This is a genomic window from Pseudomonas sp. LBUM1647 (genome assembly GCF_059716175.1).
In genome coordinates, this window is the sequence record NZ_CP166809.1 from 2,415,477 (window position 1) to 2,429,633 (window position 14,157).

The following is a 14,157-nucleotide window of genomic DNA, read 5'->3' on the forward strand; positions in this document are numbered from 1 at the left end:
GGAGCTGCCGAAGGCTGCGATCTTTTGATATTCGCTTTAAAAGCAAAATCAAAAGATCGCAGCCTTCGGCAGTTCCTACGCAAGCAGGTTGCGCGGGTCGTTAAATCCCAGGCAAACAAAAACGCCCGGCATAAACCGGGCGTTTTGTATTGACTTGATTAGCGAGCGCGGTAAGTGATGCGCCCTTTGCTCAAGTCATAGGGCGTCAGCTCGACGCGCACTTTGTCACCGGTAAGAATACGAATGTAATTCTTGCGCATCTTGCCGGAAATATGCGCGGTTACGACGTGCCCATTTTCCAACTCCACACGAAACATGGTGTTGGGCAGGGTGTCGACGACAGTGCCTTCCATTTCGAAGCTGTCTTCTTTCGACATGCAGTAAAGCCCTCGGTGTCCAATGAATGGCCCGGTGCAACTGCGCCAGGCAAAAGCGGCGTGCATTGTGCCCGAAAAATGGGGTTTAAGCCAAGGGGTTTACGGCTTGCTCTAGTTCAGGATGACCCAGCGCTGATTAATCAGCAGTTCGATAGGGCGATATTGAGTCTTGTAACTCATCTTTTTGCAGTTTTTGATCCAATAGCCCAGATAGACGGCTTCCAGCCCCAGACGCTGAGCCTCGGCGATTTGCCAGAGAATCGCATAACGCCCCAGGCTGCGGCGTTCTTCCGCGGGCTCGTAGAAGGTGTAAACGGCCGACAGACCGTTCGGCAGCAAGTCGGTGACGGCCACTGCCACCAGTCGTCCTTCGAGGCGGAATTCGTAGAATCGGGAAAACGGCAGGTCACGTACCAGGAACGTCGCAAACTGATCGCGACTCGGCGGGTACATATCGCCATCGGCGTGACGCTGTTCGATATACCGCTGATAAAGGTCGAAATACTCTTCGCTGAATTGCGGCTTGGCAGGGCGCACCTGCAGGTCGACGTTGCGTTTGAAGATGCGTTTCTGCTGGCGGTTGGGCGAAAATTGCGCCACAGGGATGCGCGCCGGTACGCACGCATTGCAATTCTGGCAATGAGGCCGGTAAAGATGATCGCCGCTACGACGGAAACCCATTTCAGACAGGTCTGCATAGACATGCACATCCATGGGCTGACTAGGATCGAGAAACAGGGTCGTGGCCTGCTCCTCGGGCAGATAACTGCAAGAGTGGGGCTGAGTGGCATAGAACTTCAAACGCGCCAACTCGGTCATGATCAACCCTCGGGATAAGCTTTTGAATAAGTGTAAGCCACTGGCGCAAAAGTCGCTCAGCAAACCCAGGTGGCGCTGCTGGGCCGGTCCAGATGCTGCGCAAGGTAGTCGGCAAACTCGCGGCGGGGAATCGCTCGGGCGCCGAGGCTGTGCAGATGGTCGGTCGGCATCTGGCAGTCGATCAGTACAAAGCCTGAGTCTTTCAGATGTCGGACCAGTGTGGCAAAGCCATATTTCGAGGCGTTATCGGCGCGGCTGAACATGGACTCGCCGAAAAACAGCTGACCCATCGCCAGGCCATAGAGCCCGCCGACCAGTTCGCCCTGGTCCCAGACTTCCACCGAATGGGCGTAGCCACGCCTGTGCAGTTCGAGGTAGGCGTTCTGCATGGCTTCTGTGATCCAGGTCCCGTCGGCGTAATCCCGTGGCGCGGCGCAAGCGCAGATGACCGCGGCAAAATCCTGATCAAAGGTCACTTGATAGCGTTGCTGGCGCAGCAGTTTGTTCAGGCTGCGCGAGACATGCAGTTCGTCGGGAAACAGTACGGTGCGTGGATCCGGCGACCACCAGAGAATTGGCTGGCCTTCCGAAAACCACGGAAAACAGCCGTGGCGATAGGCCTGAATCAGGCGATCGGCGGACAGATCCCCGCCCGCGGCCAACAGCCCGTTGGGATCGCGCATGGCTTTTTCCAGGGGCGGGAAGGTCAGGGTATTGCGTTGTAACCAAGTCAGCATGGCATCCGGGCTTGCAGAAGGGGAGGGCAGTGGTGGGCGGGTGGGCCCACCGTGAAGTGTGCCGTCAAACGACTGGAATGTCGTCGAGATACTTCTCGGCGTCCAGCGCGGCCATGCAGCCGGCCCCGGCAGACGTCACGGCCTGGCGGTAAACGTGATCGGCCACGTCACCGGCGGCAAACACGCCCGGGATTTCGGTGCTGGTAGCGTCGCCTTCGCTGCCGCCCTTGACCAGCAGGTAGCCGTCACGCATTTTCAGCTGACCCTCGAACAGGTCGGTGTTGGGTTTGTGGCCAATAGCGATGAACACGCCGGTCAGCGGCAATTCACTGGTTTCGCCAGTGTGGCTGTCCCGCAGGCGGGCGCCGGTCACACCGCTGGCATCACCCAGCACTTCATCCAGATTCTGGTTCCAGTGCAGGCGGATATTGCCTTTGGCGGCTTTTTCGAAGAGCTTGTCCTGAAGAATCTTCTCCGAGCGCAACTTGTCGCGGCGGTGAATCAGATGAACTTCCTTGGCGATGTTCGACAGGTACAGCGCTTCTTCAACCGCCGTATTGCCGCCGCCAACGACTGCGACCACCTGATTGCGGTAGAAGAAACCGTCGCACGTCGCGCAAGCCGAAACCCCTCTGCCGGCAAATGTCTCTTCCGATGGCAGCCCCAGGTATTGCGCCGAGGCGCCGGTGGCGATAATCAGCGCGTCACAGGTGTAAGTGCCACCGTCGCCGATAAGTTCGAACGGGCGCTGTTGCAACTTGGCGGTGTGGATGTGGTCGTAGACGATCTCTGTATGAAAGCGCTCGGCGTGTTTTTGCATGCGTTCCATCAGCACCGGGCCGGTGAGACCTTCGACATCACCGGGCCAGTTGTCGACTTCGACGGTGGTGGTGAGCTGGCCACCTGCCTGTATGCCGGTAATGACAACGGGATTGAGGTTGGCGCGGGCGGCATAAACGGCTGCGCTGTAACCGGCAGGGCCGGAACCCAGAATGATCAGGCGGGAATGCTTCGCTTCGCTCATAAAAACACCTCATAAGCCTTTGTCACAAAAGAGAATGCATGCTCAAATTGAACCGCGAGTAATGTGCTGTTGGCTATGCTACACCTTGGGTTTCAAGCATGGCATCGGACGAACAAACCCGTACAATGCCTGCCTGTTACAGTGCTTGTAATAAAATAAGCGGTACGCGCCGTGTTTATAAAAACCGGAGCGTAGTGTTAAAAGTAGTCCCAGTTACGCCTGTTAACTTTTTTACCTGCCTGGATTGGGCAGTTTTTTATAGTCATTCAACAGATGGACGCGCCACAGGCGCAGGAAAAGAAGCGTTTTGAAGAAATCCACCGCAGCACCAAAAACAGTCGTTCCGCTCTGGCGCCAGCAATTGCACTACCGGCTCAAGGAAGGTGCATTGATCGCCATCGGCGGCTTGTGCCTGTTCCTGATGATGGCCTTGTTGACCTACGGTAAGGACGATCCGGGCTGGAGCCATAACAGCAAGATCGACGATGTGCAGAACTTCGGCGGACCGGTCGGCTCCTACAGCGCCGATATCCTGTTCATGGTGTTGGGTTACTTCGCCTACATCTTCCCGCTGTTGCTGGCGATCAAGGCTTATCAAATCTTCCGCCAACGCCACGAGCAGTGGGAGTGGAGCGGCTGGCTGTTCTCCTGGCGCCTGATCGGCCTGGTGTTTTTGGTGCTCTCGGGCGCGGCCCTGGCCCATATTCATTTCCACGCCGCGACCGGTCTGCCGGCCGGCGCTGGCGGCGCTTTGGGCGAAAGCCTCGGTGATCTGGCCAGGAACGCCCTGAATATCCAGGGCAGTACACTGTTGTTCATCGCGTTGTTCCTGTTCGGCCTGACGGTGTTCACCGACCTGTCGTGGTTCAAAGTGATGGACCTCACCGGCAAGATCACCCTCGACCTGTTCGAATTGTTCCAGGGCGCGGCCAATCGCTGGTGGGCGGCCCGTGTCGAGCGCAAACAATTGGTTGCGCAGTTGCGTGAAGTCGATGATCGCGTGCATGACTTGGTCGCGCCGACCGTCACCGACAAACGCGAGCAAGCCAAGGTCAAGGAACGCCTGATCGAACGTGAGCAGGCCCTGAGCAAGCACATGTCGGACCGCGAGAAGCAGGTGCCGCCGGTGATTGCCCCTGCGCCGCCCAAGCCAGCGGCGCCCAGCAAGCGCGTGGAAAAAGAGAAACAGGCGCCGTTGTTCGTTGACAGCGCCGTCGAAGGCACCTTGCCGCCGATCTCGATTCTCGACCCGGCAGAAAAGAAACAACTCAATTACTCGCCTGAATCCCTGGCTGCGGTTGGCCACTTGCTGGAAATCAAGCTCAAGGAATTCGGCGTCGAGGTTTCGGTGGATTCGATTCACCCGGGCCCGGTGATTACCCGTTACGAAATCCAGCCTGCGGCCGGCGTCAAGGTCAGCCGCATCTCCAATCTGGCGAAAGATCTGGCCCGTTCCCTGGCCGTGACCAGCGTGCGTGTGGTGGAAGTCATTCCGGGCAAGACCACCGTCGGTATCGAGATCCCTAACGAAGACCGCCAGATCGTGCGCTTCTCCGAAGTGCTGTCGACCCCCGAGTACGACAACTTCAAGTCGCCGGTTACTTTGGCCCTGGGTCACGACATTGGTGGCAAGCCGGTCATCACCGACCTGGCGAAAATGCCTCATTTGCTGGTAGCCGGTACGACCGGTTCCGGTAAATCGGTGGGCGTGAACGCGATGATCCTGTCGATCCTGTTCAAGTCCGGCCCGGAAGACGCCAAGCTGATCATGATCGACCCGAAAATGCTTGAGCTGTCGATCTACGAAGGCATTCCGCACCTGTTGTGCCCGGTCGTGACCGACATGAAGGACGCCGCCAACGCCCTGCGCTGGAGTGTGGCGGAGATGGAGCGTCGCTACAAACTGATGGCGAAAATGGGCGTGCGTAACCTGTCGGGCTTCAATGCCAAGGTCAAGGAAGCCCAGGACGCCGGTACGCCGTTGACCGATCCGTTGTACAAGCGCGAAAGCATTCACGACGAAGCGCCGCTGCTGACCAAGCTGCCGACCATCGTGGTGGTGGTGGACGAATTCGCCGACATGATGATGATCGTCGGCAAGAAGGTTGAAGAACTGATCGCCCGTATCGCCCAGAAGGCGCGTGCGGCCGGTATCCACTTGATTCTCGCGACCCAGCGTCCGTCGGTTGACGTGATCACCGGTCTGATCAAGGCCAACATTCCGACGCGTATGGCGTTCCAGGTGTCGAGCAAGATCGACTCCCGGACCATCATCGATCAGGGCGGCGCCGAACAACTGTTGGGCCACGGTGACATGCTTTACATGCCGCCGGGCACCAGTCTGCCGATTCGTGTCCACGGTGCCTTTGTGTCCGATGACGAAGTTCACCGGGTGGTCGAAGCCTGGAAACTGCGCGGCGCGCCGGAATACAACGACGAGATTCTCGCCGGTGTCGAAGAGCCGGGTAGTGGCTTTGAAGGCGGCAGCGGTGGCGACGAAGACAGTGAATCCGACGCGCTCTACGATGAAGCGGTGCAGTTCGTACTGGAAAGCCGTCGCGCGTCCATCTCTGCGGTTCAGCGCAAGCTGAAAATCGGCTACAACCGCGCCGCACGCATGATCGAAGCCATGGAAATGGCCGGGGTCGTGACGTCCATGAACACCAACGGTTCGCGTGAAGTCCTGGCTCCGGGCCCGGTACGCGACTGAATTGATTGAGACGCGGTGGCGTAATGACGCGCTATCGCCCCCCCACGAATGTTATGAGGACTCCCATGCGTCTTATCCGCATGCTGTTGCTGCCGGTTTTGGCTTTGACCACGCTCTCGGCCCACGCCGATGACAAGGACGTGGCGCGTCTGACCCAATTGCTGGAAAAATCCCAGACCCTGACCGCGCGTTTCTCCCAGCTGACCCTCGACGGCAGCGGCACCCAGTTGCAGGAAACCGCGGGTGAAATGTCCTTGCAGCGTCCTGGCTTGTTTTACTGGCACACCAACGCGCCGGCCGAACAAACGATGGTCTCCGACGGCAAGAAGGTGACGTTGTGGGATCCGGACCTGGAGCAGGCCACCATCAAGAACCTCGATCAGCGCCTGACCCAGACCCCGGCGTTGCTGCTGTCCGGTGACGTGTCCAAGATCAGCCAGAGCTTCGACATCAGCGCCAAGGAAGCCGGTGGCGTGATCGACTTCACCTTGAAGCCGAAAACCAAGGACACCCTGTTCGACAGCCTGCGCCTGTCGTTCCGTAACGGTTTGGTCAATGACATGCAGATGATCGACAGCGTCGGTCAGCGCACCAACATCCTGTTCACCGGCGTGAAGGCCAACGAGCCGATCCCGGCATCCAAGTTCAAGTTCGACATCCCGAAGGGTGCCGATGTGATCCAGGAATAAGAGCAGTACATAGAACCTGTGGGAGTGAGCTTTTGTGGCGAGGGGATTTATCCCCGTTCGGCTGCGCAGCAGTCGAGAAACCATTGCATGCGGTACTCCTGATACACCGCATTAGTAGATTTTGGGGCGGCTTCGCGGCCCAACGGGGCGGTGCGACGTTTCGCTAAATCCCCTCCCCACAGGTTTCCAGCAGGCTTTAGAGAGTCGTATTAACCCGAGGTTTCGCAAGTAGTGATGGACCTGTTTCGCAGTGCCCCGATTGCTCAGCCCTTGGCCGCCCGTTTGCGTGCGGCCAATCTGGACGAGTACGTCGGTCAGGAACACCTGCTCGCTCGCGGCAAGCCTTTGCGCGAAGCCTTGGAGCAGGGTGCCCTGCACTCGATGATTTTCTGGGGCCCGCCGGGTGTGGGCAAGACCACCCTGGCGCGGCTGCTGGCGGAAGTCTCGGATGCGCACTTCGAAACGGTTTCGGCGGTACTGGCCGGCGTGAAGGAAATCCGTCAGGCGGTGGAAATCGCCAAGCAACAGGCCGGGCAGTACGGCAAGCGGACCATCCTGTTCGTCGATGAAGTGCACCGCTTCAACAAGTCCCAGCAGGATGCGTTCCTGCCGTACGTCGAAGACGGCACGCTGATTTTCATCGGTGCAACCACTGAAAACCCCTCGTTCGAACTCAACAATGCGTTGCTCTCCCGAGCCCGCGTCTACGTGCTCAAAAGCCTCGATGAAGCGGCACTGCGCAAACTGGTGCATCGCGCGCTGACTGAAGAGCGTGGCTTGGGCAAGCGGCAACTGACCCTCAGCGATGAAGGTTTCCAGATGCTGCTGTCGGCCGCCGATGGTGATGGCCGGCGTCTGCTCAACCTGCTGGAAAACGCCTCGGACCTGGCTGAAGACAACAGCGAGATCGGCGTCGATCTGCTGCAAAGTCTGCTCGGTGATACCCGTCGGCGTTTCGACAAGGGCGGCGAAGCGTTTTACGACCAGATCTCTGCGCTGCATAAATCCGTGCGCGGCTCCAACCCCGATGGTGCGCTGTATTGGTTTGCGCGGATGATCGACGGCGGTTGCGATCCGTTGTACCTGGCCCGGCGCGTGGTGCGCATGGCCAGCGAAGACATCGGCAACGCCGACCCGCGCGCCTTGAGCCTGTGCCTGGCGGCGTGGGAAGTGCAAGAGCGCCTCGGCAGTCCCGAAGGCGAACTGGCGGTGGCTCAGGCCATCACCTATCTGGCTTGCGCGCCGAAAAGCAATGCGGTGTACATGGGTTTCAAAGCGGCCATGCGCAGCGCCACCGAGCACGGCTCGCTGGAAGTGCCGCTGCACCTGCGCAACGCGCCGACCAAGCTGATGAAGCAATTGGGTTACGGCGATGAATACCGTTACGCCCACGATGAGCCTGACGCCTATGCCGCTGGCGAAGACTATTTCCCGGAAGAACTTGAGCCACAACCGTTCTATCAGCCCGTGCCCCGTGGCCTGGAGCTGAAGATCGGTGAAAAGCTCAATCACCTCGCGCAACTTGACCGTCTAAGCCCCCGGCAGCGGAGAAAATAAGTGATTCCTTTGGTCATTGCGGTCTCCGTTGGCGGTATCGCCGGGACACTGTTGCGCTTTGCCACCGGCAATTGGGTCAACGCTAATTGGCCGCGGCACTTCTATACCGCGACGCTGGCCGTTAATATCGTCGGCTGTTTGCTGATCGGCGTTCTATACGGTCTGTTTTTGATACGCCCGGAGGTGCCGATCGAGGTGCGCGCCGGGTTGATGGTCGGCTTCCTCGGGGGGCTGACGACTTTTTCATCCTTTTCACTGGATACGGTGCGTCTGCTGGAAACCGGGCAAATGCCGCTGGCTATTGTCTATGCTGCCATCAGCGTATTCGGCGGGCTGCTCGCTACCTGGGCTGGCCTGTCCTTGACCAAACTTTGATAACGAGAGACCGACATGCTCGATTCCAAACTGTTACGTAGCAACCTTCAGGACGTAGCGGACCGCCTGGCATCCCGTGGCTACACGCTGGATGTTGCGCGCATCGAAGCGCTGGAAGAACAGCGCAAGACCGTCCAGACCCGCACCGAAGCACTGCAGGCAGAACGTAATGCGCGCTCCAAATCCATCGGCCAGGCCAAGCAGCGCGGCGAAGACATCGCACCGCTGATGGCTGACGTCGAGCGCATGGCGAACGAGTTGAGTGACGGTAAAGTCGAGCTGGATGGGATTCAGACCGATCTGGATTCAATCCTGCTCGGCATCCCGAACCTGCCGCACGAATCCGTACCGATCGGTGATGACGAAGACGGCAACGTCGAAGTGCGCCGCTGGGGCACCCCGACCGCGTTCGATTTCCCGATTCAGGACCACGTCGCCCTGGGCGAGAAGTTCGGCTGGCTGGACTTCGAAACCGCCGCCAAGCTGTCCGGCGCCCGTTTCGCCCTGTTGCGCGGCCCGATTGCTCGTATGCACCGCGCCCTGGCGCAGTTCATGATCAACTTGCACACCAGCGAACACGGTTACGAAGAGGCGTACACGCCTTATCTGGTTCAAGCGCCGGCGCTGCAAGGCACGGGTCAGCTGCCGAAGTTCGAAGAAGACCTGTTCAAGATCACTCGCGAAGGCGAAGCCGATCTGTACCTGATCCCGACCGCTGAAGTGTCGCTGACCAACATCGTCGCTGGTGAAATCGTCGATTCGAAACTGCTGCCGATCAAGTTCGTCGCCCACACTCCGTGCTTCCGCAGTGAGGCGGGTGCCTCGGGTCGCGATACGCGCGGCATGATCCGTCAGCACCAGTTCGACAAGGTTGAAATGGTCCAGATCGTTGAGCCGTCGACTTCGATGGAAGCGCTGGAAGGCCTGACTGCCAACGCTGAAAAAGTCCTGCAATTGCTCGAGCTGCCTTATCGCACCATTGCGCTGTGCACCGGCGACATGGGCTTCAGCGCGGTCAAGACCTACGACCTGGAAGTGTGGATCCCGAGCCAGGACAAATACCGCGAGATTTCGTCGTGCTCCAACTGCGGTGATTTCCAGGCCCGTCGCATGCAAGCGCGTTTCCGCAACCCGGAAACCGGCAAGCCTGAGCTGGTTCACACCTTGAACGGTTCCGGCCTGGCGGTCGGTCGTACCCTGGTGGCGGTGCTGGAAAACTACCAGCAAGCCGACGGTTCGATCCGTGTGCCAGACGTGCTGAAACCGTACATGGGTGGCCTTGAGGTTATCGGCTAAATGGACTATCTGCCGCTGTTCCATAACCTTCGCGGCAGTCGTGTCTTGGTCGTCGGCGGGGGGGAGATTGCCTTGCGCAAATCCCGCCTGCTGGCCGAAGCCGGTGCGCTGCTGCGGGTGGTCGCACCTGAAATCGAACCGCAGCTGCGCGAACTGGTTGCCGGCAGTGGTGGCGAGTGTCTGGTGCGAGGCTACGTTGAGTCGGACCTGGACGGTTGCGGGCTGATCATCGCCGCCACCGACGACGAACCGCTGAACGCACAAGTTTCCGCTGATGCCCATCGGCGTTGCGTGCCGGTCAACGTGGTGGATGCGCCGGCCTTGTGCAGCGTGATCTTCCCGGCGATCGTCGACCGTTCTCCTTTGATCGTAGCGGTCTCCAGCGGTGGCGACGCGCCGGTGCTGGCGCGGTTGATCCGCGCCAAACTGGAAACCTGGATTCCTTCCACCTACGGTCAACTGGCCGGCTTGGCAGCGCGGTTTCGCAGCCAGGTCAAACACCTGTTCCCGGATGTGCAGCAGCGTCGGGCGTTCTGGGAAGATGTATTTCAGGGTCCGATTGCCGACCGACAACTGGCTGGGCAGGGCGCCGAAGCCGAGCGCTTGATGCTGGCGAAAATCAATGGCGAAGCGCCTGTAGCCACCGGCGAAGTTTATCTGGTGGGCGCCGGCCCGGGTGATCCCGACCTGCTGACCTTCCGTGCCTTGCGTCTGATGCAGCAAGCCGATGTGGTGCTGTATGACCGCTTGGTGGCGCCGGCGATTCTGGATTTGTGCCGTCGCGATGCCGAACGGATTTACGTCGGCAAGCGTCGCGCCGATCACGCTGTGCCGCAGGATCAGATCAACCAGCAATTGGTGGATTTGGCCAAGCAAGGCAAGCGGGTCGTGCGGTTGAAGGGCGGTGATCCGTTCATCTTCGGTCGCGGCGGTGAAGAGATCGAAGAACTGGCGGCCCATGGCATTCCGTTCCAGGTGGTGCCGGGTATTACGGCGGCCAGCGGTTGCGCGGCGTATGCGGGAATTCCGCTGACGCACCGCGACTACGCGCAGTCGGTGCGTTTTGTCACCGGGCACTTGAAGGACGGTTCCACCGATTTGCCGTGGGCCGACCTGGTCGCGCCGGCGCAAACCCTGGTGTTTTACATGGGGCTAGTGGGCTTGCCGATCATTTGTGAACAGTTGATCAAGCATGGTCGCGCAGCGGATACGCCAGCGGCGTTGATCCAGCAGGGCACCACGGTCAATCAGCGGGTGTTTACCGGCACGTTGGCCGATTTGCCAAGTCTGGTGGCGGAGCATGAAGTGCATGCGCCGACGCTGGTGATCGTTGGGGAAGTGGTGCAATTGCGCGAGAAACTGGCGTGGTTCGAGGGCGCTCAGGCGCAGGTCTGAGTTCTGCGTTGCTTGTTGGAAAAAGATCGCAGCCTTCGGCAGCTCCTACAGGGGATCGCGTAATCCTGTAGGAGCTGCCGAAGGCGGCGATCTTTTGATCTTAATGCTTCTGCCAAACTCCTTTCCCGCTCAACCGCTCCCGATCATGCGGCGCTGTGAAGTCCTGCGCCGGCCCTTTAGGCACGATCCCGGTCGGATTGATGGTCTTGTGGCTGCCGTAGTAGTGATTTTTGATGTGTTCGAAATCCACCGTCTCGGCAATTCCCGGCCACTGATAAATCTCCCGCAGCCAGTTCGACAGGTTCGGATAATCGGCAATCCGTCGCAGGTTGCACTTGAAGTGCCCGTGATACACGGCATCAAAGCGAATCAACGTGGTGAACAGCCGAACATCAGCCTCGGTCAGGTATTCACCCGTCAGGTAGCGATTGGCACCCAACAGATGTTCCAGCCGAGCAAGCTCCTCGAACAACTCATCGAACGCCTCTTCATAAGCCTGCTGCGACGTGGCAAACCCTGCGCGGTACACGCCATTGTTCACCGCCGGATAAATCCGTTCGTTCAGCGCGTCGATCTCGCCCCGCAGCGGCGCCGGGTAGAAGTCCAGGTCATTACCCGTCAAATCATCGAAGGCGCCATTGAACATGCGGATGATCTCCGCCGATTCATTGTTGACGATGCGATTCTGCAGTTTGTCCCAGAGCACCGGCACGGTGACGCGGCCGGTGTAGTTGGCGGTATCGGCGGTGTAGCGCTGGTGCATGAAATTGAAATGATCGAGCTTGTCCCCGGTCGATCCGAGGTTCTGGTCGAAGGTCCAGCCGTTTTCCAGCATCAGCCAACTGACCACTGACACATCGATCAGGCTTTCGAGTCCTTTGAGTTTGCGCAGGATCAGCGTGCGGTGAGCCCACGGACAGGCGAGGGACACGTAGAGGTGATAACGACCGGCCTCGGCCGCAAAGCCACCGACACCGGTCGGGCCAGGCTTGCCGTCGGCGGTCAGCCAGTTACGACGCTGCGCTTGTTCACGCTGGAACGTGCCGTCCTTGCCGCTTTCGTACCACTGGTCATGCCAGCGACCTTCAACTAACAAACCCATGTTCAAGACTCCTCAACCAATAAGCGTTGGAGAGGAGTCTATTCGCATAGGTTCGATAAAAAAGCGCAAAGGTTGGGCGCTTATGATCGGTTAAATCGATTTGTCCCGAGCGTCCCAATACTGCTGGGCGGTTTCGAAGGCTTGTTCGCGGGCTTGGCCGAGGCCGCGCAAGGCCAGGGCCATGGTCGAGATCAGCGCCATTTGCGGATAGCTGTCGACTACGTCGCCACGCCACACCGCTTTGAGATGCTCGGGATCGAGGGTGGCCGGTTTGACGTGGCGTTGTGCCGACAGCTGCGGCCATTCCTCGTCCCAGCTTTCGCCGCCAGTGGTGCCGTACAAGTGACTGTCGGCGTCCGGGTTGATCTCGATTTCGCCGCCATCGCCCTTGATCACGATTGTGGTGTCCCCGAGCAAACCGCTGGCATCGCGATGCACAGCCTGGTAGCCGGGATGGAAAATGCTTTGCAGACCACAGCGGGCACTCAACGGGTTGAGAATCCGGGTCAGGGAATGGATCGGCGAGCGCAGGCCCAGCGTATTGCGCAGGTCGATCATTCGTTGCAACTGCGGCGCCCAATCCACCAGCGGCATGAAGGCCAGACCGCCGTTATCGAGTGCCACACCCACTTGCTGCCAGTCGCGGCACAACGGAATCCTCAACTCATCCAGCAATTGTTCGCTATAGAGCCGACCCGCCGTGTGCGCGCCGCCGCCATGCATGAAGACGCGCACGCCATTTTGCGCCAGGCATTTGGCCGCCAGCAGATACCATGGCAGATGGCGCTTCTTGCCGGCGTAGGTTGGCCAGTCCAGATCCACATTCAACGTCGGTGCCTGCAAACGTTCGCGCAACGCTTCGGTAAAACCCGCCATTTCCTCAGCGCTTTCTTCCTTGTGCCGCAACAACATCAGGAACGCGCCGAGCTGGGTGTCTTCGACCTTGTGGTCGAGCACCATGCCCATGGCTTCGCGGGCTTCTTCGCGGGTCAAGTCGCGGGCGCCGCGTTTGCCCTTGCCGAGAATGCGCACGAACTGGGCGAACGGGTGTTCGGCGGGTGTTTCGAGGTTCAGCGCAGGGTAGTCGGTCATAAGCAATTCGTCGGTTTGGGCAGGCCCGCCAGTTTCGCGGCGAGTTTGGCAGGGGTGCCTTTGAACAGTCGGTTCAGGTGCAGGCTGTTGCCCTTGTCCGGGCCGAGCTTTAGCGCGGTGTACTTGATCAGCGGACGAGTGGCCGGCGACAACTGGAATTCGGCATAAAAACTGCGCAGGAGTTCGAGGATTTCCCAGTGTTCGGGGCTCAACTCGATGTCTTCGGCGGCGGCCAGGGCGCTGGCCACGTCGGAGGACCAGTCGCTCAGTTCTATCAGGAAACCGTCCTTGTCCAACTCGATGGCGCGTGCGCCGACCGTCAGGGAGTTCATAGCCAACTGTTGACCTTGTCGTAGTGAATCGACAGCTCGACGAAGGCCGGGTAATCGATGGCCTTGGCCGTGTCAGGAATCTCCAGCGCGCGAGCCTGGGCGTCTTCGGCCAGTACGAACAGTTTCAGATTGCGGGCGTTCAGCGCATTGAACGGCGCGGTGCCTGGTTGCAACGCATAAACCGCGTCGCCAGCCAGCAGAAGCGCATCGTCAGCGCCCATCAAGCGCAGGCAACTGGTCAGGCGATCGTCGCCGAACGGGGAATGAGACAACACATGCAAAGTCGACATCAGAGGGTGATCACCTGGTCGTAACGGTCAATAAGTGCGGTGATTTCGTGGGCGGCCAGCACCTGCGCTTCTTCCAGCGACAAGCCGGCCGGGTTCAGACCCCGTTCCGCAACGCTGTCGCCACAGACAAACAGCTCGTCGACACCGAACATCGGCAAGGCTTGCAGGTTGGCGCTCAGGTCTTTCTGCTGGAGGGCCTTGGCATCCTGTTTCGCGGCGAGCTGGAACACCCCGTCATCGAGAAACAGCAGGCCGATCGGCAGATCAAAGGCACCGCCGGCCAGCACGATGTCCAGCGCTTCCCGCGCACTCGGCCCGGACCAGGGCGCCTGACGGCTGATAATCAGCAAGGATTTAGGCAT

Annotated in this window: 15 protein-coding genes; 6 read left to right on the top strand and 9 right to left on the bottom strand. The window is 59.5% G+C overall.

Annotated elements, in window-relative coordinates; translation table 11 throughout:
• Positions 1–158: 158 nt before the first annotated feature.
• From infA to trxB, 4 genes are all read right to left on the bottom strand, one after another.
• The gene (gene infA / locus ACA059_RS10970; RefSeq protein WP_002553999.1) at positions 159–377 is read right to left on the bottom strand and encodes a translation initiation factor IF-1; all 219 of its coding nucleotides are present in this window, start codon (positions 375–377) and stop codon (positions 159–161) included.
• 111 nt (positions 378–488) lie between these two features.
• Positions 489–1,196 (bottom strand): arginyltransferase, encoded by a 708-nt coding sequence (locus ACA059_RS10975; RefSeq protein WP_497633785.1) that lies wholly within the window; start codon positions 1,194–1,196, stop codon positions 489–491.
• Positions 1,197–1,252: 56 nt separating this feature from the next.
• Positions 1,253–1,933, bottom strand: coding sequence for a leucyl/phenylalanyl-tRNA--protein transferase (aat, locus tag ACA059_RS10980; protein ID WP_497633786.1), 681 nt, complete (start codon positions 1,931–1,933; stop codon positions 1,253–1,255).
• A gap of 64 nt (positions 1,934–1,997) precedes the next feature.
• Entirely contained in the window at positions 1,998–2,957 is a 960-nt protein-coding gene (gene trxB / locus ACA059_RS10985) for a thioredoxin-disulfide reductase (RefSeq protein WP_497633787.1), read from the bottom strand.
• Between the two features lie 307 nt (positions 2,958–3,264).
• Between trxB and ACA059_RS10990 the strand changes: the two genes are divergently transcribed.
• The 6 genes from ACA059_RS10990 (at position 3,265) to cysG (ending at position 10,979) form a co-directional block, all read left to right on the top strand.
• Entirely contained in the window at positions 3,265–5,667 is a 2,403-nt protein-coding gene (locus tag ACA059_RS10990) for a DNA translocase FtsK (RefSeq protein WP_129436899.1), read from the top strand.
• Between the two features lie 65 nt (positions 5,668–5,732).
• Positions 5,733–6,356 carry an outer membrane lipoprotein periplasmic chaperone LolA gene (lolA, locus tag ACA059_RS10995; protein ID WP_008154853.1) on the top strand — a complete coding sequence of 208 codons (624 nt, stop codon included), beginning with the start codon at positions 5,733–5,735 and terminating at the stop codon, positions 6,354–6,356.
• A gap of 234 nt (positions 6,357–6,590) precedes the next feature.
• A complete protein-coding gene (locus ACA059_RS11000) occupies positions 6,591–7,913 on the top strand; it encodes a replication-associated recombination protein A (RefSeq protein ID WP_027925133.1) in 1,323 nt (440 codons plus the stop codon).
• A complete protein-coding gene (gene crcB / locus ACA059_RS11005) occupies positions 7,914–8,288 on the top strand; it encodes a fluoride efflux transporter CrcB (RefSeq protein WP_497633788.1) in 375 nt (124 codons plus the stop codon).
• 15 nt (positions 8,289–8,303) lie between these two features.
• Complete coding sequence (gene serS / locus ACA059_RS11010; RefSeq protein ID WP_497633789.1) at positions 8,304–9,584, top strand: serine--tRNA ligase; 1,281 nt, start codon at positions 8,304–8,306, stop codon at positions 9,582–9,584.
• On the top strand, positions 9,585–10,979 hold the full coding sequence (gene cysG, locus ACA059_RS11015) for a siroheme synthase CysG (protein ID WP_497633790.1): 1,395 nt from the start codon (positions 9,585–9,587) through the stop codon (positions 10,977–10,979).
• A 100-nt stretch (positions 10,980–11,079) separates the two neighbouring features.
• On the opposite strand, the gene ACA059_RS11020 is transcribed toward cysG, so the two are convergent.
• The 5 genes from ACA059_RS11020 to tusC form a co-directional block, all read right to left on the bottom strand.
• The gene (locus ACA059_RS11020; RefSeq protein WP_497633791.1) at positions 11,080–12,081 is read right to left on the bottom strand and encodes a glutathione S-transferase family protein; all 1,002 of its coding nucleotides are present in this window, start codon (positions 12,079–12,081) and stop codon (positions 11,080–11,082) included.
• Between the two features lie 90 nt (positions 12,082–12,171).
• Positions 12,172–13,173 (bottom strand): glycosyl transferase family protein, encoded by a 1,002-nt coding sequence (locus ACA059_RS11025; protein WP_497633792.1) that lies wholly within the window; start codon positions 13,171–13,173, stop codon positions 12,172–12,174.
• Complete coding sequence (locus ACA059_RS11030) at positions 13,170–13,505, bottom strand: TusE/DsrC/DsvC family sulfur relay protein (RefSeq protein WP_497633793.1); 336 nt, start codon at positions 13,503–13,505, stop codon at positions 13,170–13,172. Before ACA059_RS11030 ends, ACA059_RS11025 begins: the two co-directional genes overlap by 4 nt.
• Complete coding sequence (gene tusB, locus ACA059_RS11035; protein WP_497633794.1) at positions 13,502–13,795, bottom strand: sulfurtransferase complex subunit TusB; 294 nt, start codon at positions 13,793–13,795, stop codon at positions 13,502–13,504. Before tusB ends, ACA059_RS11030 begins: the two co-directional genes overlap by 4 nt.
• Entirely contained in the window at positions 13,795–14,157 is a 363-nt protein-coding gene (tusC, locus tag ACA059_RS11040; RefSeq protein ID WP_140894217.1) for a sulfurtransferase complex subunit TusC, read from the bottom strand. The genes tusB and tusC overlap by 1 nt, the downstream gene beginning before the upstream one ends.